Genomic DNA, 20,372 nt, shown 5'->3' with positions numbered 1-20,372 from the left:
CTCAACCCACCTCGCCCTTCCCGCGCTGGTAGCGCCGCACCCGCCGGTAGCCGAGCAGGCCGCCCTCCAGGTCCAGCTCCACCTCGTAGAGGCCGAGCAGGTCGGTGGAGGCGGGGATCCGGCGATCCTCGACGACCTCCACTCCGACCAGCCAGCCGTCCCGCACCGACTTCAGCGAGGTGGTCCCCACGGGGGTACGGCCGGTCAGCTCGACGATCTGCCGCAGCCCCTCGCGGGCGGCCTCGGCTGCCGAGATCGGTTCGAGGTACTCCTCCTCGTCGTCGTACCGGTCGTCGTCCGGCTCGTTCCTACGCGCCCGGCCGCCGTCGCCTCGGATCCGGTCCGCCATGCCGCTCACCTCCCTCACCGCCGTCGCGCGGCGTCCGCCGCGTCCGTTCCGTGCCGGCCCGCCGCCGGGGCCCGCCGGCACCGCGCCGGGCCCCGACCCCGCTCGGATCGCGGGCCCGGCCCTGGTCGCGGACCGAGCCCTGGTCGCGGACCGAGCCCTGGTCGCGGACCGAGCCCTGGTCGCGGGTCCGGGGCGGCGGCGGCTGACCGGCCCCGCCGGTCAGCCGCGCCAGCACCTGCTGCTGCCCCGCGTCCCGCTCCGCGGCGCTGATCTCCCCCGCCGCCTCCGCCGCGTCCAGCGCCTCCAGCTCGCGCCGCACGTCGATCGGGTTGCGCTGCCGCGACTCCGCCTCCCGGGCGATCACCTTGACCACCGCGGTAAGCCCCCGCACCGGCGCGTACGGCAGGGTCAGCAGCGTCCAGAGGATGTCCACCGCTCACTTCACCAACTGGTGGGCGCTGACGAAGTCGTACGGGGCGAGCGGGCCGAGCAGCCGCGTCCGCATCAACTCCCGGCGCTGCTCGGCGTACTCCTCGACGGCCGCGACGAAGTCCTCCTCCCGGTCCCGCTCGACCAGGAAGGCGGCGTTCGCCGCGTCCAGCTCGTTGCTCGGCGGCCGGGGCGCGCTCGCCACGACGAGCGGGCCGAGCGCGTCGACGAGCTGCCGGTTCTCCGCCTCCCGGCGCAGCTCCACCGCCTGGCTGATCATCTCGCCGAGCCGGATGCGCTGCGGGCGGGTCGCCGCCTCCGGCTGCCCGCGCACCTGGTCGGCCAGTTCGGCCGCCGCCGGGTTGTCCGCCAGCACCCCCGCGATCAGGTTCGGCTCGTCGTAGCGGCCGTGCACGACGTACTGGATGCGGCCCTCGAACTCGTCGAGGGCGGCGGCGAACCGGTCGTGGTGCGCCTCCAGCAGGTCGGCCACCGCGTCCGGGCCGGTGACCACCGTGCCGAAGCGCACCGGCAGCACGGGGGCCACGGCCGCCGTGCCGTCCACCAGTTCCTGGTACGCGGTCAGGTCCGCCGGCCGGCCGATCGACTCGGTCAGGCTCACCTCGCTGACCAGCGCGGCCAGCTCCCCGTGGCGGATCGCCGCCACCTCTCCGGGCGGGTCGCCGACCCCGGCCGCGTCCGGGGTCGGCTCCACGTCGGAGGGCACGATGCCGTAGATGAACAGTCCGGTCTCCTCGGCCATCTCAGCGCTCCTCGTCCCGGCGCCGCCGGGGTCGGTCCCGGTCGCGGTCCCGGTCGGGATCCCGGTCACGATCGCGGGAGTCGGAGCCGAGCTCGCCCACGGCGTCCTTGATCGCGCCGACGGTCCGGCCGATCCCGGACACCGCCTTGCCGGCGCCGACCGCGCCGGAGGCGCCCTCGACCAGGTCGGGCAGCCCCTTCTGGCCCTTCGGGGTGATGTCGAACCGGTCGACCGCCTCGGCGAAGCGCAGGTACGTCTCCACGCTGGCGATGACGATCCGGGCGTTGATCTCCAACAACTGGATGCCGACCACGGCGACCGACACCTGCGCGTCGATCACCACGCCCTTGTCCAGCACCGTCTCCACGACGTCGGCCAGGCTGCCGCCCGACCCGCCGCGCTCCAGGGCGCCGCCGGCCTGACCCTCGGTCGTCGCGATGGTCATTCGCGCTCCTCCCGTCGACGGCGGACCACAGGTCGGCGGGGCGCCTCCGGGGACCGCCGTGGCCGGGGCTCCTCGCGGGGCCGGGACTCCTCCCGGGGCTGCGGGCGACGCGCCCGCTCCGGGGCGCGGCGACGCGGCGCCGGCTGCTCCTCCTCCGGCTCCTCCTCCTCGTACTCGTCGTACTCGCCCTCGTCGTACTCGTCCTCGTACTCCTCCTCGGCGGGGCGGCGACGCCGGGGCGGGCGACGGCGGCCGCGCTCGGCGGGCCGGCGCTCCCCGCGCGGCTCCTCCTCGGCCTCCTCGGCCTCCTCGCCCTCCTCGGCCTCCTCCTCCGGCTCGGGCTCCCGCCGGCCGCGCTGCTCGCGCTCCGGCCGCCCGCGCTCCTCCTGCTCCTCCTGCTCCTCGCGCTCGCGTTCCTCCTGCTCCTCACGCAGGGCGGTGTCGTGGTCCCGGACCACCTGCGAGTCCTCGATCTCGCCGCGCCAGCCCTGCACCGACTCCGGGTCGAGGACCGTCCGGGTCATCACGTGCCGGACGAAGTGCTTCAGCTCCAGCCGGACGCGGCGGCCCTGGGCGCGCCACAGGTTGCCGGTGTGCTCGAAGAGCCCCTGCGGGTGGTACTCCAGCACCACCAGGATCCGGGTCAGGTCGGGCGACAACTCGTGGAAGCTGACGGTGCCGTCGACGTAGCCCTTCTCGCCCTTGGAGCGCCAGTGGATCAGCTTGTCCGGGATCTGCCGGACGATCGTCGACTCCCAGGTGCGGTGCGACCAGAAGACCTGCGCCTTCCAGGTCAGCTTCTCGTCCGCCTCGGTGCCGACGTTCTCGACCTTCTTCATGAAGCTCGGGAAGTCGCCGAACTGCGTCCACTGGTTGTACGCGACCCGGACGGGCACACCGACCTCGATCGCCTCGACAATGTTGGTGACCTTGAGCTTCTTGCCGCCACCCTTGCCACCCTTGCCGCTCCTGCCGAGCGCCGACATCACCTTCTCCTTACCGCCGGCCAGCCCGGCATGGACCATCGCCTTCACCGGTGAGCCGCCCTCGGCCAGCTTCTGCGCGCCCGTCGCGGCGGCGATCAGGCCGGGGCCGCCGCCCTGCTTCGCGTAGTCGCTGAGTCGACCGGTCGCGCCGGTGATCCGCTCGGTCACCACCTGCACGGCGCGCTCGCCGATGGCGCTCGCCAGGTTGCGCGCCTCGCCTGCGAGCTGGCCCCGGACCTTGTCGCCGAGGCCGCCGGGGTTCGTCGTCTCCGCCATGGTCACCGCCCCCGCTGCTCGGTGTCGGTCTCGGCGTCGTCGGCGTCCCGGTCCCGGCTCGGCCGGTCCCCGTCGTCCGACCGGTCGTCGTCCGACCGGTCGGGCCCGCCCGCACCGCCCTTGCGGCGCAGCGCGTCGGCCGAGCCGCGCAGCTTGCCGCTGAGCGCGTCGATGCCGCTACCGGCGGCGGCGGTCGCGGCCGCCTTCGAGGCCGCGGCGAGCGGCCCGCCGAGGCGGCCGAGGTTCGTCAGCTGGGGGGAAGACTGGAGCAGGTTGCCGCCCGCCTTCAGCAGCCCGCCGGGCTCCCGGCTCGCGCGGCCGGCCGCGACCGCCGCCGCCAGGGTGAGGGCGGTACGCAGCTTGCGCCGGCGGCCGAGCAGATAGCCGAAGCCCACCGCGAGCCCGATTCGTGCTCCGCTGTTCATCAGTTCTCCTTCGCTCCCCGGAGCGACGGACACCTGACTGCAGTGGTCGAAAGAATGGCCGCCGGGGATCAGCACGTGCCGGACCACAATCAGGTGTCCCGTTCAATCGGACCCGGCGGGCAGTACCCGGTGGCCTATCGGCGAAACATTTCCGCCATCACCCCGGGACAATTCCCGGAGACCGCCACACGTACCTCGTCAACCGCGCAAACCGGTCAGTCGTGCGGCAACGAGCAGGGAGAACCTCAGAAAGTAAAGAATTGACGAATGGTCGTCACAATGCCGGCAGCGTCGAATCCAGGCAGATCTCGGCGTGCACCCTGCCGGCATCCTCGCGCAATTTCGCCCCGCACTTTTCGAGCACCGACAACGCTCCGTGGTTGCGGCTCGTCGTCTCCGCCACGACGAGCCGCATTCCGGCCGCCGCCGCCTCGTTCAACAACTCGCGCAGGGCCGCCGGGCCGATCCCCTGGCCCCGGGCGGACCGGCCCAGCCACATCCCGGTCTCGACGGTGCCCGGCTCGTCGCGGCGGCTCATCCGGATCATGCCGACCACCTCGCCGCCGGCCAGGATGGCGTACATCTGGGTGCCGGTGGGGCCGGCCAGGCCGGCGAAGCTCGCCCGGTGGAACTCGCGGAACGCCTCCCGGCGGGCGTGCGACCAACCGGCCGGCGCCTCCACCGGCGGCATCACGTCGCCGGGCTCCGCCTCGGCAGCCGCTACGGAGAGCAACGGCTCCAGGTTCCGCTCGTCCACCGGCTCCAACCGGACCGTTCCCGCCACGTGCCGCAGTCTGCCGCCCCCACCGGCCCGAGTCCACCCCATCGGGCATCGACTGGCGGTCCGGCGGAAGGTACGGGCCGGTCGGACCGCATCGTGTTCCACCTCACGCTCCGCTGTCGAGCACCCGCCACGCCGCCGTCACGCCCGGATCCCAGCGTCACGGCGCCCCGCCGTCACGCCCGGATCCCGGCGTCACGACGCGCCGGCATCACCCGGCTCCGCGCTCACGGCGCGCCGGCGTCACGGCGCGCCGGCGTCGAACTCGCAGAGCACCACGGAGGCGTCGTCCGCGGGCTTGTGCCGGCGCAGCCGGTCCGGATGGTCGCGCTCCGCGGCGCGTACCCGGTCGACCACGGCGCCGGGCCCCTCGGCGGTCGCCACGTCCAGCAGCCCCGCCCAGTCGAGCAGGCCGAACTGCTCCACCACCGCCGACGCGCCGTCGCTGAGCAGCGCCGCCCGGCGTACCGCACCGGGCCCCCGCAGCGGCAGCGTGCCGGTCACGGCGTGGAACGCCGCGTCCGGGTCGGCGGCCGCCACCCAGTAGCCGTGGGTCCGGTTCATCCGCTCGCGCTGCACGGCGACCGCCTGCCGGAACCGGGTGGTCCGGTCGGCCGATCCGGCCGGCACCGCCGCGACCGTGGCCCGCAACTCCGCCGTCGCGGTCTCCAGCCGGTCGTCGCTGACCACGCCGACCCGCCCACCGGCGTCCAGCACCAGCGGACTGTCGCAGAGCACCAGGTAGTCGAGGTGGTCGCCGCCGTCGCGCAGCAGGCAGACCGTGCTCGACGGGGTGCCCGGATGCGCCAGGTCGCACACGTCGCCGTGGTCGGAGCGGACGGCCAGGATCGCCGCCGCCAGGTTGCTCATCAGCGTCGCCGTCGGGCGGGCCGCCTCCGCCAGCCCGAGCCGGGCCGCGAGGTGCCGGACGTACCAGGACGGCCCGTGCACGCAGCCGGTGTCGAAGCCCTCCGGCACGGTGGCGCCGTCCAGCACGCCGACCAGCGGCCCGAACCGGAAGACCAGGTCCTCGTTGACCGGCCGGCCGGGGGGCGGCGCGGACGCGGAGCGTACCCGCATCGTCCGCGCCGCCCCGACCACCCGGGTCGCCTCAGCGGCGACGGAGGTCGTCGGCGGCCTCATGCGCCTGCCCCTGCACCTGGTGGGCGGCCGAGCGGCCCTGTTCCCGTACGGCCGAAGCGCCACTGACGGCGGTGGAGCCGACCGCCCGGGCCGCGTGCTGCGCCGGCTCGCGCAGGTTGTGGCCCATCTCGCGGCCTGCCTCACGGCCCAGCTGGCCGGCCTGCTCGCGCAGGTGTCCGGCCTGTGCGCGCAATTGGTCGGAGTGCTCGGCCACCTTGCCCCTGGCCTGCCCGGCCAACTGTCGCTCCGGGCTGCTGGGCGGCAGCAGCGACGAGACCAGCAGCCCGGCGCCGAAGGCGATCAGGCCGGCGGCGAGGGGGTTGCCCTGCGCCTGCTGCCGGGACTGCTGCCCGAGCGAGCGCGCCTCGTCCCGCACCGACATCGCGGCGTGCGACATCTGTTCGCGGGACTGCTCCCCGAACGCCCGCGCCGAGCCCGTCGCGTGCGACATCCGCTGACCGACGCCGTGCCCGTCCGACTGCACGCCCATCACCTTCTCCCTGGCTCGGGTGAACGCGCCACGGGCCTGCCCGACGCGGTCACCGGCGATCCGTCGCGGGTTGACCTTGTCGGCCAGCGCGTCGACGTCGTTGCTCAGTTCGTTCCGGGTGTTCTCGATCTCCCACCGGATCCGGTCCGGATCGTTGGACATGATCTGCTCCCTCCCGGCTGGTTCACCGGCCTCGCATCGCGTTCGGCATCTCCCGGGCGGTCTGTCTCGTGCGGGGCAGCACGGAGCGGAGCTCCGCCATCTTCGTCCGCGCGTTGGCGAGCAGGCCGCCGGTGACCGCGGCCCAGATGACCGCCACGATCAGCGCGGCCCAGCCCTGGTCCATCACGTTCGACAGCCCCCACCACAGCGCGTACGACACGAACAGCACCGTCAGGAAGCCGGCCAGCGCGGCACCGCCGAACATGCCGCCGGCCTTGCCCGCCCGGGTCGCCTCCTCGCGCAGTTCCGCCTTGGCCAGCTCGATCTCCTTGCGGACCAGCGTGGAGACGTCCCGGGTCACGTCGCCGAGCAGGTCGCCGACGGACGCCTGGGTCCGTTCCTTCTCCGGGGCACTCACGGCGCCACCCCGCCCGGGATGTCCGGGCCCTGCCGGTCGGGCGGCGAGGCGTTACGCACCCGGGCCATCCCGGTGTACGCCTCCTCGCGCGGGTACGCCTCGCCGCGCGGGTGCGTCTCCTCGGCCAGGTAGGGCGCCCCGACCGTCCGCTCGTACGACTGCGGCCCGCTCGTGGTCGGCGCGGCGGCCGGCGGCGGCGTCTGCTGGCCCGCGCCGCCCCGTCGCCCGTCGCCGGAGGCGGTGAGGTTCCGGGTGAGCCGCCCGACCAGCATGCCGGCCACGGCCGCGCCGGTCAGGAAGGTGCCCGGGTGCCGGCGCGCGTACGACCGCACCTCGTCGAACACCGCACCGGGCTCGCGCTCGTCGAGCCAGCCGGCCGCCTGCTGGGCGGCGTCGGCCGCGCGGCGGACGAGCTGGGCCGCCATCCCGGAGTCCTCGCTCCGCTCCGCCATCGAGCCGAGTTCCCGCCCGATGCCGCGCAGCCCCTCGGCCGCCCGGTGCTGCTGGGCCTGGGCCTGATCGCGCAGCTGCGTGGTGGCCTCGCCGGTGAGGTTGCGCGCCTGCCGCCGGGCCTCCGAGGCCACGTGTCCGCCCTGTTCGGCTGCGGCGTGCGCGATCTGGCCCCCGGCCTGGGTCGCCTGGTGCCCGACCCGGGACGCTTCGTGCCGGGCCTGCTGCCCGGTGCCGGTCGCACCGTCCGGTGGCCGGCTCGGGTTGATTCCCGTCATCGCCCGCTCCCTCCGTCGGCCCCGGGCCGCAGGGTCACGACCCGGAACGTGAACCGGCCGCGGGACGCGGCTCGGAACGCCACCCGCCTACCCGCGCGGCTCGCCGGCATTCCGCCCCGGGGGCCGGGGCGGGATCGGGATCCGGACCAGAGGCCACTGCCCGGGCCGGGACGGCCGACGCGGGCGAGAACGGTCGACGGCCACGGTCAGGCGCCCGAGGGGACGATCCGTCGGCCGCGACGCGCCCTTGAGCGGCGGTGACCGACGCGAGGGCGGCGCTTCAGCGGCGGCGGTTGCGGGCCCGGGAGGAGCGCAGCCGGCGCAGCCGCCCGACCAGCACCGGATCGGCGGCGAGCGCCGCCGGGTTGTCGAGCAGCGCGTTCAGCAACTGGTAGTAGCGGGTGGCGGAGAGGCCGAAGCTGTCCCGGATGGCCTGCTCCTTGGCGCCGGCGTGCCGCCACCACTGCTGCTCGAAGGCGAGGATGCCGCGCTCCCGCTCGGTGAGCCCGCCGTCCGGCCGGTCACCCGTGGCCGGGTCGGTCTCGGGGGTCGCCGCCCCGGCGCCACCCAGGGCCGTGTCCGCCGCCTCGGGGGTCGCCGCCCCGGCGTGACCGACGGCCGTCTCGGCAGCCGAGCGGGGCTGCGGCACGGTCGGGACGGCGGCGTCGGGGCCGGTCCTGGGCTGGGGGACGACGCCTCCCGCGTCACGCGCCTCGCCGGTCGCGGCCGCCCGGTCCGCCGTGGACGGCTCGGGGGCGGCCGGGGCGGCGTCGGCGGGCTGCATGGCGCTCCTCGTGGGCAGGCGGGCGGCACACCACGACGCCGACCGGGGACCCCAGCCTAACGACGGCCCACCCGCTCCGCATCGGACGAGAGTGCCGGAACGTGACCGTGCCGGTTCGCCCCGTGTCCGCCCTCCTGGGCGATTTCGGCCCAGCTGCGGGCCGTCCCGCCGCCGGGCCCGCCCACCCTGGCCCCCCTCGGACCGACGGCAGGCGCGCCGGACGGCGACCCGCCGGACCGGGCGGGAGCCACGGTGGTCGGCACCCGTCAGCCGGACGGGAGACGTGGCGGTCGGCACCCGTCAGCCGGACGGGAGGCGCGGCGGTCGGCGACGGAACCCGTCGCGCCGGGCGGGGGGCGTGGCGGCGCGACCGGGGGCCGGGGAGAGCCGCCGGTCGCGCCGCCGTGGTCAGGAGATGTCCCGCCGGCGCATCGCCCAGAGCGCCGCACCGAGGATCACCGTCAGACCGACCACCAGCAACGCCGACGAGTGCTGCCAGGTGATGTCCATCGTGTCCGGTTTACACTCGCCGAAGTAGGTGGCCTGGCAGGCGTCCCAGTTCTCCAGCGTCACCTTCTTCTCCATCCACGCCACCGCGTACGTGGGCAGCAGCCACGCCTCGGCGAAGCGCACCCCGGCCATCTGCAGCAGGATGCCGAGGCCGAACTGGCCGACGACCATCAGGGCGATCACGCCGCCCAGCGCCATCGCGGTGTGCCGGCCCAGCGAGGCGAGCGCGAAACCGATCGTCGCGGTGATCATGGCGAGCACAAGCCCACGCAGCCCGGTGAGGGCGAAGGACTGCCAGGCCCCGGCGGTCATCTTCGCCGTGCTGCCGCGCAGGGTGGCGACCAGCCAGACGCTGCCGAACCACAGCGCCGTCGTGGGCAGCGCCAGGGCGAGCAGGCCGGTGAGCAGCGCCGCCAGCTTGGTCAGCAGTACGGTCAGCCGCTTCGGCCGCCAGAGCAGCAGGTTCATCATGCCGCCGGTGTTCCACTCGGCCCCGACGAACGAGGCGCCGACGACGAACCCGATCAGCGCGAGCATCGCCGCGAGCGGCAGCAGGGTGGCCCCGAAGTTGTTCCGGAAGTCGAAGGTGGAGGGGAGGAACCAGTCCGCCTGGATCGCCTCGCGGGGCGGCGGCTGGATCATGGCGCAGTCCTCGGGGTACCGCCCCGGCTCGCCCGTCCCCGCCGCCTTCGCCTTCTCGCACTCCGCGCGGTACTGCTCGTTGTGGCGGACGTCCTGCTGCCACTGCTGCTCGGCGGCGCGCTCGGCCTTTGCCAGCGCGGCGGCGTCGATCTTCTCGTTGGTCAGGAAGACGCCGACCACCACGAGCGCGAGCACCACCAGGCCCAGCACGCTCATCCAGCGGGTGAAGCGCCGCTTCGCCAGCCGGCGCAGCTCCGTACGGTAGAGGCTCACGCGCCCCACCCTCCCGCGGTGGCACCGGGCTGCCCGGCGCCACCGACCTTCGTGGACTGGTCGACCTGCCGGTGCTGGCCGGGTACCGGCGCGGTGGCGGTCAGTTCGAGGAAGACGCTCTCCAGGTCGACGGCGACCGGGGCGAGTTCGCTGACGTAGAGGCCCTGCTCGGCGAGGAGCCGGGTCACGGCGGCCGGCTTGTCGACGTCGGCGAGCATCAGGTGGTCGGGCTGGCCGGTCACCCGGATCCCGGCGCGGGTCAGCGCCTCGGCGGCGATCGGCAGGTCGGTGACCGCCTCCAGCCGCACCCGGACCGCGCCGGAGGAGTGCTGGGCGAGCACCTGCTCGACCGGGCCGAAGGCGACCCGCCGGCCCAGCGAGATGATGGTGACCGAGTCGCAGATCAGCTGGATCTCGCCGAGGATGTGGCTGGAGAGCACCACGGTCATCCCCGACTCGGCGAGGGTACGCATCAGGGTGCGCATCTCGCGGATGCCGCCCGGGTCCAGCCCGTTGGCCGGCTCGTCGAGGATCAGCAGCTTCGGGTTCTTGAGCAGCGCGGAGGCGACCGCGAGCCGCTGCTTCATGCCCAGCGAGTACGTCTTCACCCGCTCGCCGGCCCGGTCGCGCAGCCCGACCAGCTCCAGCACCTCGTCGATCCGCTGCGCCGGCACGTCGCCCGCGCCGGCGAGCAGCGACAGGGTGTCCCGGGCGGAGAAGTGCGGGAAGAACTGCGGACTCTCCACGATCGCGCCGACCCGGCCCGCCACAGTGGGCAGCGCCGCCGGGACCTCGTGCCCGAGGATCGTCATCCGGCCGCCGTCGGGCCGGATCAGGCCGAGCAGCGTACGCAGCGTGGTGGTCTTGCCCGATCCGTTGGGGCCCAGGAAGCCGTGCACCTGCCCCTCTTCGACCCGCATGTCGAACCCGTCGAGCGCGTTGCGGGTGCCGCGCCGACGGCTCTTGTAGGTCTTGCGTAGACCTTCGATCTCCAGGACAGCCGACAAGCTGCACCTCCCCCGATGGGCATATGACACGCGACACCATACGTGGTATGCAGGCGCACGCAATACCGGGTATGCATCCGACGCGCCGATCGGGTGGAAAGGAGGGGCAGTTCCGGCGCCCCCGGCGTCAGGAAAGGCGCCCTTCCGGTCGCCTCAGGCGCAGACGACGTGGACGCCGGCGGCGCGGAACGCCTCGACCACCTCGGGACTCGCGCCGGAGTCGGTGACCAGCGTCTCCACCCGGTCCACGGGGCAGATCCGGGCGAAGGCGTGCCCGCCCAGCTTGGACGAGTCGGCGATGATCACCACGCGCTTGGCCCGGGCCACCATCAGGTTGTTCATCGCCGCCTCGCCCTCGTGGTGGGCGGCGGCGCCGAGCTGGGGGTCGATCGCGTCCACACCGAGCAGGGCGACGTCCAGGGTGACCTCGCGCAGCAGCGCCCCGCCCAGCGGGCCGACCAGCTCGAACGACTTGGGCCGGACCACGCCGCCGGCCACCACGACCTTCATCCGGGAACGGACGAGCAGCTCGTTGGCGATGTTGAGCGCGTTGGTGACCACGGTGAGCTGTGCGCCCTCGGCGCTGGTGTTCAGGTCCGGCCGGACGGCCAGGGCGCGGGCCACCTCGGTGCTGGTGGTGCCGCCGTTGAGACCCACCACGGTGCCCGGCGAGACCAGCGCCGCCGCGGCGGCGCCGATCCGTTGCTTCTCGGCCGAGTGCTTGGCGGTCTTGTAGCGCAGCGGCAGGTCGTACGAGACGCCGTTGGCGACCGCGCCACCCCTGGTCCGGGTGATCATCTGCTGCTGGGCGAGCTGGTCGAAGTCGCGCCGGATGGTGGCCTGGGAGACGTCCAGCCGCTCGGCGGCCTCCTCGACGCTGACCCGGCCGCTGTCGGTCAGCATTTCGAGCAGGGCGTTCCATCTGGCGTACCGGTCCACCCCAGGCCCTCCAGCTACTGCGCGGTCGGTGATTGATTGCGTGCACAGTAGTGCGCGAAACTACGAGGGCGCAAAACCATGCTCTGCTCGATGACGGGGCTGGTTGCCAGGGCCAACCGGGTTCGCGCAGAATAACGCTCGAAAGACGGGTCTAACGAGCCGTATTGCGCACCGCCCCCTTGCGTAGGAGTTCTCATGTCGTACGTCGACGCCGAGATCGCGAGCCAGCCCGACTGCTGGCGGGAGGCGGCGCGGCTCGCCGCCGCCACCGACGACCTCCCGCGCCCCGGTGAGCGGGTCGCCGTCGTCGGCTGCGGCACGTCGTGGTTCATGGCGATGGCGTACGCGGCCCGCCGCGAGCGCTCCGGCCACGGCGAGACCGACGCCTTCCAGGCCTCCGAGTTCCCCGCCGGACGGCGCTACGACCGGCTGGTCGCGATCACCCGCTCCGGCACCACCACCGAGGTCACCGAGCTGCTCGCCGCCCTGCGCGGGCGGGTGCCGACCACCGTCCTGGTCGGCGATCCCGACTCCCCCGCCGTCCCGCTGGCCGACGCGGCCGTGCCCATGCCCTTCGCCGACGAGCGCTCGGTGGTGCAGACCCGCTTCGCGACGACCGCGCTGGCCCTGCTCCGCGCCCACCTCGGCGACAACATCGCGGCGCTCGCCGCCGACGCCGAGGTGGCGGTACGCGCCCCGCTGCCGATCGACCCGACCCGGATCGAGCAGGCCACCTTCCTCGGTCGGGGCTGGACGGTCGGGCTGGCCCAGGAGGCGGCGCTCAAGTGCCGCGAGGCGGCCACCTTCTGGGCCGAGGCGTACCCGGCGATGGACTACCGGCACGGCCCGATCTCGATCGCCGCCCCCGGGCGGCTGGTCTGGGCGTTCGGCGAGCTGCCCGACGGGCTGCCGGAGGACGTGGCCGCGACGGGCGCGGCGTTCGTGCACAGCCGCACCCACGGCTGCCGCACGGTGCTCGGCAGCTGGGCCGCCGGCCGTACGCCGGTCGACCCGATGGCCGACCTGATCCTGGCGCAGCGGTTCGCGGTCGCGCTCGCCACCAGCCGGGGCCTCGACCCCGACGCGCCCCGGCACCTGAGCCGGTCCGTGGTACTCGCGTGAGCCCGACCGACGTCGTCGTCGCGCTGGACGTCGGCGGCACCGGAATGAAGTGCGCCCTGGTCCGGCCGGACGGCGCCGTGCTGCACACCGAGCGGCACCCCACCGACGCCGGGCGCGGCCCGGACGCCGTGGTCGACACGATCCTGGCGGTCGCCGACGGGCTGGCCGGCAAGGCCCGCGCCGACGGGCTCACCCCGGCCGCGCTCGGCGTCGCCGTGCCCGGCGTGATCGACGAGGCGCGCGGCGTCGCGGTCTGGTCCGCGAACGTGGGCTTCCGGGACGTACCGCTGCGGGACCTGGCGCGGGCGCGGCTCGGGCTGCCGACGGCGCTCGGCCACGACGTGCGCGCCGGCGGCCTGGCCGAGGCCCGGCTCGGCGCCGGCCGCGAGGACCGGCACGTCCTCTTCGTCGCGATCGGCACCGGGATCGCCGCCGCCCACGTGGTCGACGGCGCGGCCGCCACCGGCGCGCACGGCGCCGCCGGGGAGATCGGCCACGTCCTGGTACGCCCCGGCGGGCCGGTCTGCGGCTGCGGCCGTCCCGGCTGCCTGGAGGCCGTCGCCTCCGCCGCCGCCATCGGCCGGCGCTACGCGGCGCTGGCTGGGGTCCCGGCGACCGCCGCCGACGTGGCCGAACGGGCGGCGGCCGGTGAGCCGCTGGCGGCGGACGTCTGGCGGGAGGCCGTCGAGGCGCTCGCCGACGGCCTCGCCACCGGGCAGGCCCTCTTCGACGTGGAGGCCGTCGTGCTCGGCGGCGGCCTGGCGCGGGCCGGCGCGCTGCTGCTGGACCCGCTGCGGGCCGCGCTGCACGAGCGGATGACGTTCCACCGGGAGCCGCGCCTGGTCGCGGCGGCCCTCGGCGACGAGGCCGGCTGCCTCGGCGCCGCCCTGCTCGCCCTCGACAGTCTGGAGAAGTGATGGCCACTCGGGTGAACGGCAAGGTGGTGACCCCGACCGGCGTGATCCGGCAGGGCTGCGTGGAGCTGGACGGGGGTCGCATCACGGCGGTGGCCGAGTACCCGTCGGTGCGCGACGGGCACTGGATCGTGCCCGGCTTCGTCGACATGCACACGCACGGCGGGGGCGGGGACACCTTCACCACGGGGGACGCCGAGCAGGCCCGCCGGGCCGCCGACTTCCACCTGCGGCACGGCACCACGACCCTGCTGGCCAGCCTGGTCAGCTCGCCGTTCGCGCTGATGCGCGCGGCCACCGAGGCGTTCGCCCCGCTGGTCGCCGAGGGGGTGCTGGCCGGCATCCACTTCGAGGGGCCGTACCTCTCCGCCGCCCGCTGCGGCGCGCAGAACCCCGAGTTCCTCCGCGACCCGTCGACCGACGAGCTGGCCGAGCTGATCGAGCTGGGCGACGGCGCGGTCCGGATGGTCACCCTGGCCCCCGAGCGGGACGGCGCGCTGGAGGCGGTCAAGCTGCTCACCGCGCACCGGGTGGTCGCCGCGGTCGGCCACACCGACGCCACGTACGACCAGACCCGCGCCGCCGTCGCGGCGGGTGCGAGCGTCGGCACCCACCTGTTCAACGGGATGCGGCCGGTGCACCACCGCGAGCCCGGCCCGGTGGTGGCCCTCCTCGACGCCCCGAACGTGGTCTGCGAACTGGTCGCCGACGGCGTGCACCTGCACGACGGGATGCTGGCCTTCGCCACCTCGACGGCCGGCCCGGAGCGGGCCGCCCTGATTACCGACGCGATGGCCGCCGCCGGCATGCCCGACGGCGACTACGAGCTGGGCGGCCAGGCCGTCACGGTGGCGGGCGGCGTGGCCCGGCTGGCCCGCGACGGCGCGATCGCCGGCAGCACCCTGACCATGGACGAGGCGCTGCGGCACGCGGTGGCTGCCGGCATCCCGATCGCGGACGCCGTGCGGATGGCGGCCACCACGCCGGCCCGCGCGATCGGCCTCGGCGACCGGCTGGGCGCCCTCCAGGTCGGGCTCCGGGCCGACCTGGTGGTGCTCGACGACGAACTGAACGTGGTGCGGGTCATGCGCGGCGGCTCCTGGGTGGAGTGACACCGGCCGGGCCCGCCGGTGCGGTCGCGCCCGGCCCTGCCGTCCGTGCCGGGCCCGTCCCCCGCCCTGCCGGGACCCACGTCCAGGCCGGGCCCGCGTCCCGCCTGCCGAGACCCAGGTCCAGGCCAGGGCCCGCGTCCCGCCCTGCCGAGACCCACGTCCAGGCCGGGCCCGCGTCCCGCCTGCCGAGACCCACGTCCAGGCCAGGGCCCGCGTCCCGCCCTGCCGAGACCCACGTCCATGCCGCGCAGCGCGCTGTCGAGCTGAGTCGTTTGCGACATCAGCCGCCCTCGCCCGGTTGCGACATCAGCAACCCTCGCCCGTTGCGACATCGGCCGCCCTCGCCCGCCTGAATCGTCTACGACATCAGTTCGACAGGGCCGCGACGACCCGTCCGAGGAGGAGCGCCGGCCCGCACTCCGGCCACCAGCACGGGCAGCACGCGCCCGGCGTCGGACGGGTCAGGGGCAGCGCCCGGCGTCGGACGGGTCAGGAGCAGCGCCCGGAGGGCGGGCGTCAGGGCGCGTCAGGGGGCGGGGATCTCGACGCCCAGCACGGCCTGCTCGTCAGGGCGGTGCACGAGCACGTCGGAGAGGTAGGAGTGCACCGCCGGGGCCATGCCGACGTCCCGGCCGGCCCGCTCGGAGAGCAGCCACTTGTGCTCGATGATCTGGGCGAAGAGCTCCTGCGGCTCCAGCTTGCGGCGCAGGTGCGCGGGGACCGCCCGGACGACCGGCTCGAAGACCTCGGTCAGCCAGCGGTGGGCGGCCTGCTGCTCGTCGGTCAGGTCGCTCTCGGCCCGGTATGCGTCCAGGTCGTTGAGCAGCCGACGCGCCTGGTTCTCCTCCGCGTCCAGGCCGGTGAGGCGGAGCAGCCGGCGGGTGTGGTAGCCGGCGTCGACCACCTTCGGGCGGATCAGGTAGCGCCCGTTGTCGATCGTCGACATCGCCACCTCGGCGACGTCGAAGCCCAGCTCGTTGAGGCGGCGGATCCGCCCCTCGATGTCGTGCCGGGCCTCCCGCTCGACCTGCTGCTCGTAGGTGATCTCGTGCCACAGCCGCTCGTAGCGCTGCACGACCTCCTCGCAGACCACCTCCGGGTCGATCGACTCGTGCAGCAGGCCGGCGGCCTGGAGGTCGAGCGCCTCGCCGAAGATGTTGACCCGGGCGATCTCCAGGTCCTCGCCACGCTGCCCGTTGGAGAGCGACTGGTGCAGCGCCCCGGTCTCGGCGTCCACCAGGTAGGCGGCGAACGCGCCGGCGTCCCGGCGGAACAGCGTGTTGGACAGCGAGCAGTCGCCCCAGAAGAAGCCGGTGAGGTGCATCCGCACGATCAGGGCCGCCAGCGCGTCGAGCAACCGGCCCATCGTCTCCGGTCGCAGGGTGTGCGAGAAGAGCGCCCGGTAGGGCAGGGAGAACTGGAGGTGCCGGGTGATCAGCACCGGGTCGAGCGGCTCGCCGTCGTCGGTCTGCCGGTCGGCGACGATCGCCACCGCCTCCACCGACGGGAAGTCGATCCGCTCCAGGGCGCGCAGCAGGTCGTACTCGCGCTCGGCAACCCGCTCGCCGGTCTCCTTGACCGCGTAGACGTAGCCGCCGAGGCGGACGAACCGGACGACGTGCCGGGAGATGCCCTGGGGCAGCGCCACCAGATGCTCCGCCGGCCACTCCTCCAACGGGGTCGACCAGGGCAGGTCGAGCAGCGCAGGGTCGACGAGGGCCGAGGTGATCCGCACGGGTACAAGTCTGACGCTCTCCCCCGGCGAGCGCCTCCCTTCGTGGCTCGGCACACAGCCGCCCCGGCCCCGCGCCGTCCGGGGCCGGTAGCGTGGTCGCCGTGCGGGAGACCACGGCGGTACGGTCCGGAGCGCGGCTGAGGCCTGTCCGGCCGGCCGGCTGGTGGTTCGACGCCCTCCTGCTCGCCGCCCTGGTCGGACTGACCGTGGCCCTCGCCGCCGACCATCTCTTCGGCATCGACCGCGCCGTCGCCGACTGGTCGCAGGCGCACCGGCCGACGGCCGCGCACTGGACGGCCGTGGTCCTCAACTACCTCGGTCAGGGCACCCCGCTGACGCTGATCGCTCTGGGGCTCGGGGTGCTGCTCGCGGTGCGGCTCAGATCCGTGCTCCCGGTGCTGCCGCCGGTGCTCGCCTTCGCCCTCAGCTACCTGACCATCGGCCCGCTCAAGGTGTGGACGGCCCGGCCCGCGCCCAGCGCGAGCGTCAAGGAGCCGTTCCTGCCGCCCGAGCAGACCCTCCCGCTCTTCCAGGACGAGTTGCCGCTGAGGTTCGCCCAGTCCTACCCCTCGGGCCATGTCGCCAACGCGATCCTCTGGTACGGCGTCATCGCGCTGCTGCTCGCCCCGCTGCTGCGCACCTACGGCCGGAGCGCGCCACCCCGGCTGCTCACCGTGCTCCGGGTGGTGCCGCCGGTCGTGGTGCTCTGCACCACCACCTATCTGGGCTGGCACTGGCTGACCGACTCTGTGGCCGGGCTGCTGCTCGGGCTCCTCCTCGACCGGGTGCTGCACCGGGTGCCCTGGGACGACCTGCCGTTGCCGGGCATGCTGCGGGACTGGAACCGTCCGTTCATCTCCGCCCCCTAGGGTCCCGACGTGGATCAACTGGCGCGCCGGCTGGGCGTACCCGACGCGGTGGTCATCGGGCTGGGTTCGATGCTCGGCGCCGGCGTCTTCGTGGTGTTCGCGCCGGCCGCCGCGGCGGCCGGCGGGGCGGGGCTGCTGGCGGCCCTGGTGCTGGCCGGCTTCATCGCATTCTGCAACGCCACCAGCTCGGCCCGGCTCGCGGCCCGCCACCCGGAGTCCGGCGGCACCTACGTGTACGGCCGGGAGCGGCTCGGCCCGTTCGCCGGTTTCCTGGCCGGCTGGGGCTTCGTGGTCGGCAAGACCGCGAGCTGCGCGGCGATGGCGCTGACCATCGGGGCGTACCTCTGGCCGGGGCAGGCCCGGCTCGTCGCCGTCGGCGCGGTGCTGGCGGTGACCGCCGTGAACCTGCGCGGCATCGGCAAGACCGCGACCGCGACGAAGGTGCTGGTCGGCGTGGTGCTGGCGGTGCTGGCCCTGGTCGCGGTGGCGGGCGTGGCGAGCGGCGACGTGGCGCCGGACCGGCTCGGCGACCTCGACGGCTCCGGGCGGGGCGTGCTCACCGCCGCCGGGCTGCTCTTCTTCGCCTTCGCCGGGTACGCGCGGGTCGCCACCCTCGGCGAGGAGGTACGCGAGCCGGAGCGGACCATCCCCCGCGCGGTGCCGCTGGCGCTGGGCGTGGTACTGGCGGTCTACCTGGTGCTGGCGGTGGTCGCCGTCGGCGTGCTCGGGGCCGACCGGCTGGCCGCGTCCGCCGCGCCCCTGGCCGACGTGGTGACGGCCGCCGGGCTGCCCGGCCTCGCCTGGCTCGTCCGGGCCGGGGCGACCGTGGCGGTGACCGGGGTGCTGCTCTCCCTGCTCGCCGGGGTGGGGCGCACCGCGCTGGCGATGGCCCGCCGCCGTGACCTGCCCGGGGCGCTCGCCGCCGTCCACCCGGTGCGCCGGGTGCCGCACCGGGCCGAGCTGGCCGTGGCCGCCGTGGTGGTGACGATCGTGCTGCTCGGGGACGTGCGGGACGCGATCGGCTTCTCCAGTTGCACGGTGCTGGTCTACTACGCGATCACCAACGCCGCCGCGCTGACCCTGGGCCGCGACCCGGCCCGGCGGCTGCCGGTGCGGGCGCTCGCCGTGCTGGGGCTGGCCGGCTGCCTGCTGCTCGCGGTCAACCTGCCGCTGTCGAGCGTCCTCGCGGGCTTCGCGGTGCTGGCCGTCGGCGCCGCCTGGTACGCCCTGCGCCCCCGGCGCGCCTGACCGCGTCGCGGCGCGGCGCGGTCGTCACTCGTCGGGCAGCCGGGGCGCCGGCGTCACCGGATCCTCCGGCGGGGGCGGCGCGGCCTCGCGGAGCAGGGCGTTCAGGCCGGCCCGGCGGGCCACCACCGTCAGCCGGTCCCCCGCGACGATCACCAGGCGCGGGTCGGGCGCCCAGTCGAGGCGCTGCCCGGCCCGGGCGTGCGCGAGCAGGCGCACGCTCTCGGCGCGCCCGACGGCGGCGAGCGGCCGCCCGTCCAGCGACGAGCCGGCGGCGACGGAGACCTGGGTGACCAGCAGCGCGTGCCGGCCGACGGGGATGGTGGCGATCACCGCCCGGTCCAGCAGCGCGGCGGCGAAGGACGGCGCGGCGAGGTAGGAGACGCTGCGCGAGACGCCGATGCCGAACGCCTGCTGGACGCGCTCGGCGAAGTGGCCGTCGAAGAGGCGCAGCACCACCTGGAGTTCCGGGTTGACGGCCCGGCCGTTCAGCGCCGCCTGGAGGTTGGTCTCGTCGTCGGTGGAGACCACCACCAGCGCCTGACAGTTGCCCACCGAGGCCGCCTGGAGGGTCTCCTCCAGTGCGGCGTCGCCGACGATCAGCGGCACCCCGAGGCGCCGGGCCAGCGCGGCTCCGCGCGGCTCGGGCACCTTGTCGATGGCCACCACCTCGACGCCGAAGTCGCAGAGCTGGGCCATCACCCGGGTGCCGACGTTGCCCAGCCCGACCACCACGACGTGCCGGGAGCGTTCCGGCTGGATGCGGCCGGAGTGCAGCGCCAGCCGGGCGTTGACGATGCCGTCCACCACCACGGCGGTGATCAGCGGGATCAGCGCCAGCCCGGCGAGGTTGAGCACCACCTGCATGACCTGCTGGGCGACCGGCTTGTTCGGGTCCGGATCCTGCCCGCTCAGCGTCGTCACGAGGGTGAGGTAGAGCGAGTCGCCCCAGCTGGCGTGGGTGGCGTGGCCGTTGAGCCAGCCGAGCACCCCGATCACCGCGAGCAGCGTGATGACCGCGATGCCGATCTTGCGGGTGGCGAAGCTGCGTACGGCGCGGAGCAGCACCGTGAACGGGCGGCGCCGCCGCCGGGCCCGGACCAGCCGGCGCGCGGCCACCTCGGTGCCGGGCGGCGCCCCGGTCGCCTCGGCGAGCACCACGTCGGCGGCGGACTCGTCGGCGGGCAGCACCCGGACCTGCTGGGGGTCGCGGGTGTCGGCCACCCCGCAGACCACGTCGTTCTGGCGTACGTCGTCGCGGCGGGCCACGTAGAGGGTGCGCCCGCCGTGCCGGAAGTGGGTGGGGGCGACCTCACCGAGCGCGGCGGCCACGAAGGCGGGGGCGGCCATCGACGCGTCGGAGAGCACCGCCGAGTCGGGGAAGATCTGCCGCACCCCGTTGGCGAGCCCGGTGTTGAACATCCGCACCACCAGGCGCAGCCGGGGCTCGACCTCCTGGGCGCAGAGCGCGGCGTGCATGTTGCCGACGTCGTCCTGGTACAGCAGGGCCAGCCCGTCGGCGCCGGCCAGGCCGGCCCGCCGGAAGGTGACCTCGTCGAGCCGGTCGGCCCGCACCACCTCGACGCCCTGCAGGTCCCGCCCGTCCGGCTCGTCGGAGCGCGGGCGCTCCGGCACCACCAGGGTGATCCGGACGCGGCCGGTCGCCTGGAGCTCGGTGGCGAGCAGCGCCCGCACCACCCAGTAGGCCAGGGCGTCGCGGCCGCAGACCACGTAGTGCGCCCGCGCGTCCCCGTTGACCCGGAGCCGACGCCCCGCCCGCCGCGCACGATCCAGCAGGGGCTCCGCCATGTGCCGCATGGTAGTC

At 75.0% G+C, this 20,372-nt stretch carries 22 protein-coding genes; 5 read left to right on the top strand and 17 right to left on the bottom strand.

Annotation, left to right across the window (positions count from 1 at the left end; all coding sequences use genetic code 11):
* Position 1 precedes the first annotated feature (1 nt).
* The 15 genes from GA0070606_RS18390 to GA0070606_RS18320 all read right to left on the bottom strand — a co-directional run bounded on the left by GA0070606_RS18390 (position 2) and on the right by GA0070606_RS18320 (position 11,550).
* On the bottom strand, positions 2-349 hold the full coding sequence (locus GA0070606_RS18390) for a gas vesicle protein GvpO (protein WP_091101804.1): 348 nt from the start codon (positions 347-349) through the stop codon (positions 2-4).
* Positions 309-782, bottom strand: a complete 474-nt coding sequence (locus tag GA0070606_RS32940) for a gas vesicle protein GvpG (RefSeq protein ID WP_141721729.1) — start codon at positions 780-782, stop codon at positions 309-311. The genes GA0070606_RS18390 and GA0070606_RS32940 overlap by 41 nt, the downstream gene beginning before the upstream one ends.
* Positions 783-785: 3 nt before the next feature.
* Positions 786-1,541, bottom strand: coding sequence for a GvpL/GvpF family gas vesicle protein (locus GA0070606_RS18380; protein ID WP_091107872.1), 756 nt, complete (start codon positions 1,539-1,541; stop codon positions 786-788).
* Between the two features lies 1 nt (position 1,542).
* The gene (gvpJ, locus tag GA0070606_RS34030) at positions 1,543-1,986 is read right to left on the bottom strand and encodes a gas vesicle protein GvpJ (protein WP_091101800.1); all 444 of its coding nucleotides are present in this window, start codon (positions 1,984-1,986) and stop codon (positions 1,543-1,545) included.
* The gene (locus tag GA0070606_RS18370) at positions 1,983-3,248 is read right to left on the bottom strand and encodes an SRPBCC family protein (RefSeq protein ID WP_091107870.1); all 1,266 of its coding nucleotides are present in this window, start codon (positions 3,246-3,248) and stop codon (positions 1,983-1,985) included. The genes gvpJ and GA0070606_RS18370 overlap by 4 nt, the downstream gene beginning before the upstream one ends.
* A gap of 2 nt (positions 3,249-3,250) precedes the next feature.
* Entirely contained in the window at positions 3,251-3,673 is a 423-nt protein-coding gene (locus GA0070606_RS18365; protein ID WP_141721728.1) for a hypothetical protein, read from the bottom strand.
* A gap of 274 nt (positions 3,674-3,947) precedes the next feature.
* Positions 3,948-4,457: a GNAT family N-acetyltransferase gene (locus GA0070606_RS18360; RefSeq protein ID WP_091101793.1), complete on the bottom strand. Its 510-nt coding sequence runs from the start codon at positions 4,455-4,457 to the stop codon at positions 3,948-3,950.
* A 240-nt stretch (positions 4,458-4,697) separates the two neighbouring features.
* Entirely contained in the window at positions 4,698-5,597 is a 900-nt protein-coding gene (locus GA0070606_RS18355) for a hypothetical protein (RefSeq protein ID WP_091101790.1), read from the bottom strand.
* Positions 5,566-6,249, bottom strand: a complete 684-nt coding sequence (locus tag GA0070606_RS18350) for a DUF3618 domain-containing protein (RefSeq protein ID WP_091101786.1) — start codon at positions 6,247-6,249, stop codon at positions 5,566-5,568. Before GA0070606_RS18350 ends, GA0070606_RS18355 begins: the two co-directional genes overlap by 32 nt.
* Positions 6,250-6,271: 22 nt before the next feature.
* A complete protein-coding gene (locus GA0070606_RS18345) occupies positions 6,272-6,667 on the bottom strand; it encodes a phage holin family protein (RefSeq protein ID WP_091101782.1) in 396 nt (131 codons plus the stop codon).
* Entirely contained in the window at positions 6,664-7,395 is a 732-nt protein-coding gene (locus GA0070606_RS18340) for a hypothetical protein (protein WP_091101779.1), read from the bottom strand. The genes GA0070606_RS18345 and GA0070606_RS18340 overlap by 4 nt, the downstream gene beginning before the upstream one ends.
* Before the next feature lie 280 nt (positions 7,396-7,675).
* The gene (locus tag GA0070606_RS18335; RefSeq protein ID WP_091101774.1) at positions 7,676-8,179 is read right to left on the bottom strand and encodes a DUF3263 domain-containing protein; all 504 of its coding nucleotides are present in this window, start codon (positions 8,177-8,179) and stop codon (positions 7,676-7,678) included.
* A gap of 408 nt (positions 8,180-8,587) precedes the next feature.
* Positions 8,588-9,604, bottom strand: coding sequence for an ABC transporter permease subunit (locus GA0070606_RS18330; protein ID WP_091107868.1), 1,017 nt, complete (start codon positions 9,602-9,604; stop codon positions 8,588-8,590).
* The gene (locus tag GA0070606_RS18325) at positions 9,601-10,611 is read right to left on the bottom strand and encodes an ATP-binding cassette domain-containing protein (RefSeq protein ID WP_091101772.1); all 1,011 of its coding nucleotides are present in this window, start codon (positions 10,609-10,611) and stop codon (positions 9,601-9,603) included. The genes GA0070606_RS18330 and GA0070606_RS18325 overlap by 4 nt, the downstream gene beginning before the upstream one ends.
* Positions 10,612-10,764: 153 nt before the next feature.
* Positions 10,765-11,550: a DeoR/GlpR family DNA-binding transcription regulator gene (locus GA0070606_RS18320; protein WP_091101766.1), complete on the bottom strand. Its 786-nt coding sequence runs from the start codon at positions 11,548-11,550 to the stop codon at positions 10,765-10,767.
* Positions 11,551-11,745: 195 nt separating this feature from the next.
* Here GA0070606_RS18320 and GA0070606_RS18315 point away from each other — a divergent pair, with 195 nt between their 5' ends.
* From GA0070606_RS18315 to nagA, 3 genes are read left to right on the top strand one after another with little or no spacing between them, the layout of a single operon-like run.
* Positions 11,746-12,672: an SIS domain-containing protein gene (locus tag GA0070606_RS18315; RefSeq protein ID WP_091101763.1), complete on the top strand. Its 927-nt coding sequence runs from the start codon at positions 11,746-11,748 to the stop codon at positions 12,670-12,672.
* A complete protein-coding gene (locus tag GA0070606_RS18310) occupies positions 12,669-13,589 on the top strand; it encodes an ROK family protein (RefSeq protein ID WP_091101760.1) in 921 nt (306 codons plus the stop codon). The genes GA0070606_RS18315 and GA0070606_RS18310 overlap by 4 nt, the downstream gene beginning before the upstream one ends.
* Positions 13,589-14,698: an N-acetylglucosamine-6-phosphate deacetylase gene (nagA, locus tag GA0070606_RS18305; RefSeq protein ID WP_091101756.1), complete on the top strand. Its 1,110-nt coding sequence runs from the start codon at positions 13,589-13,591 to the stop codon at positions 14,696-14,698. Before GA0070606_RS18310 ends, nagA begins: the two co-directional genes overlap by 1 nt.
* Positions 14,699-15,224: 526 nt before the next feature.
* Here the strand turns inward: nagA and GA0070606_RS18300 are convergent.
* Entirely contained in the window at positions 15,225-16,433 is a 1,209-nt protein-coding gene (locus GA0070606_RS18300) for a DUF4032 domain-containing protein (RefSeq protein WP_245724732.1), read from the bottom strand.
* A 101-nt stretch (positions 16,434-16,534) separates the two neighbouring features.
* On the opposite strand from GA0070606_RS18300, the gene GA0070606_RS18295 reads away from it, so the two are divergent.
* Together GA0070606_RS18295 and GA0070606_RS18290 are read left to right on the top strand one after the other, a co-directional pair.
* Positions 16,535-17,302, top strand: a complete 768-nt coding sequence (locus GA0070606_RS18295) for a phosphatase PAP2 family protein (protein WP_091107866.1) — start codon at positions 16,535-16,537, stop codon at positions 17,300-17,302.
* Between the two features lie 9 nt (positions 17,303-17,311).
* A complete protein-coding gene (locus GA0070606_RS18290; RefSeq protein WP_091101748.1) occupies positions 17,312-18,550 on the top strand; it encodes an APC family permease in 1,239 nt (412 codons plus the stop codon).
* Between the two features lie 24 nt (positions 18,551-18,574).
* Here the strand turns inward: GA0070606_RS18290 and GA0070606_RS18285 are convergent, their stop codons facing one another.
* Positions 18,575-20,365 (bottom strand): potassium channel protein, encoded by a 1,791-nt coding sequence (locus GA0070606_RS18285; protein WP_091101744.1) that lies wholly within the window; start codon positions 20,363-20,365, stop codon positions 18,575-18,577.
* Positions 20,366-20,372: the final 7 nt, after the last annotated feature.

Source organism: Micromonospora citrea (assembly GCF_900090315.1).
GTDB lineage: Bacteria > Actinomycetota > Actinomycetes > Mycobacteriales > Micromonosporaceae > Micromonospora > Micromonospora citrea.
This window is presented reverse-complemented; position numbering and strand designations above follow the sequence as displayed.

What these genes read in the sequence shown, in the direction of transcription:
- GA0070606_RS18315 (WP_091101763.1), top strand. Translation starts at nt 11,746, where the DNA reads ATGTCGTACGTCGACGCCGAGATCGCGAGCCAGCCCGACTGCTGGCGG.
- GA0070606_RS18370 (WP_091107870.1), bottom strand. Translation starts at nt 3,248, where the DNA reads ATGGCGGAGACGACGAACCCCGGCGGCCTCGGCGACAAGGTCCGGGGC.
- GA0070606_RS18365 (WP_141721728.1), bottom strand. Translation starts at nt 3,673, where the DNA reads ATGAACAGCGGAGCACGAATCGGGCTCGCGGTGGGCTTCGGCTATCTG.
- nagA (WP_091101756.1), top strand. Translation starts at nt 13,589, where the DNA reads ATGGCCACTCGGGTGAACGGCAAGGTGGTGACCCCGACCGGCGTGATC.
- GA0070606_RS18355 (WP_091101790.1), bottom strand. Translation starts at nt 5,597, where the DNA reads ATGAGGCCGCCGACGACCTCCGTCGCCGCTGAGGCGACCCGGGTGGTC.
- GA0070606_RS18350 (WP_091101786.1), bottom strand. Translation starts at nt 6,249, where the DNA reads ATGTCCAACGATCCGGACCGGATCCGGTGGGAGATCGAGAACACCCGG.
- GA0070606_RS18340 (WP_091101779.1), bottom strand. Translation starts at nt 7,395, where the DNA reads ATGACGGGAATCAACCCGAGCCGGCCACCGGACGGTGCGACCGGCACC.
- GA0070606_RS18335 (WP_091101774.1), bottom strand. Translation starts at nt 8,179, where the DNA reads ATGCAGCCCGCCGACGCCGCCCCGGCCGCCCCCGAGCCGTCCACGGCG.
- GA0070606_RS18380 (WP_091107872.1), bottom strand. Translation starts at nt 1,541, where the DNA reads ATGGCCGAGGAGACCGGACTGTTCATCTACGGCATCGTGCCCTCCGAC.
- GA0070606_RS18390 (WP_091101804.1), bottom strand. Translation starts at nt 349, where the DNA reads ATGGCGGACCGGATCCGAGGCGACGGCGGCCGGGCGCGTAGGAACGAG.
- GA0070606_RS18285 (WP_091101744.1), bottom strand. Translation starts at nt 20,365, where the DNA reads ATGCGGCACATGGCGGAGCCCCTGCTGGATCGTGCGCGGCGGGCGGGG.
- gvpJ (WP_091101800.1), bottom strand. Translation starts at nt 1,986, where the DNA reads ATGACCATCGCGACGACCGAGGGTCAGGCCGGCGGCGCCCTGGAGCGC.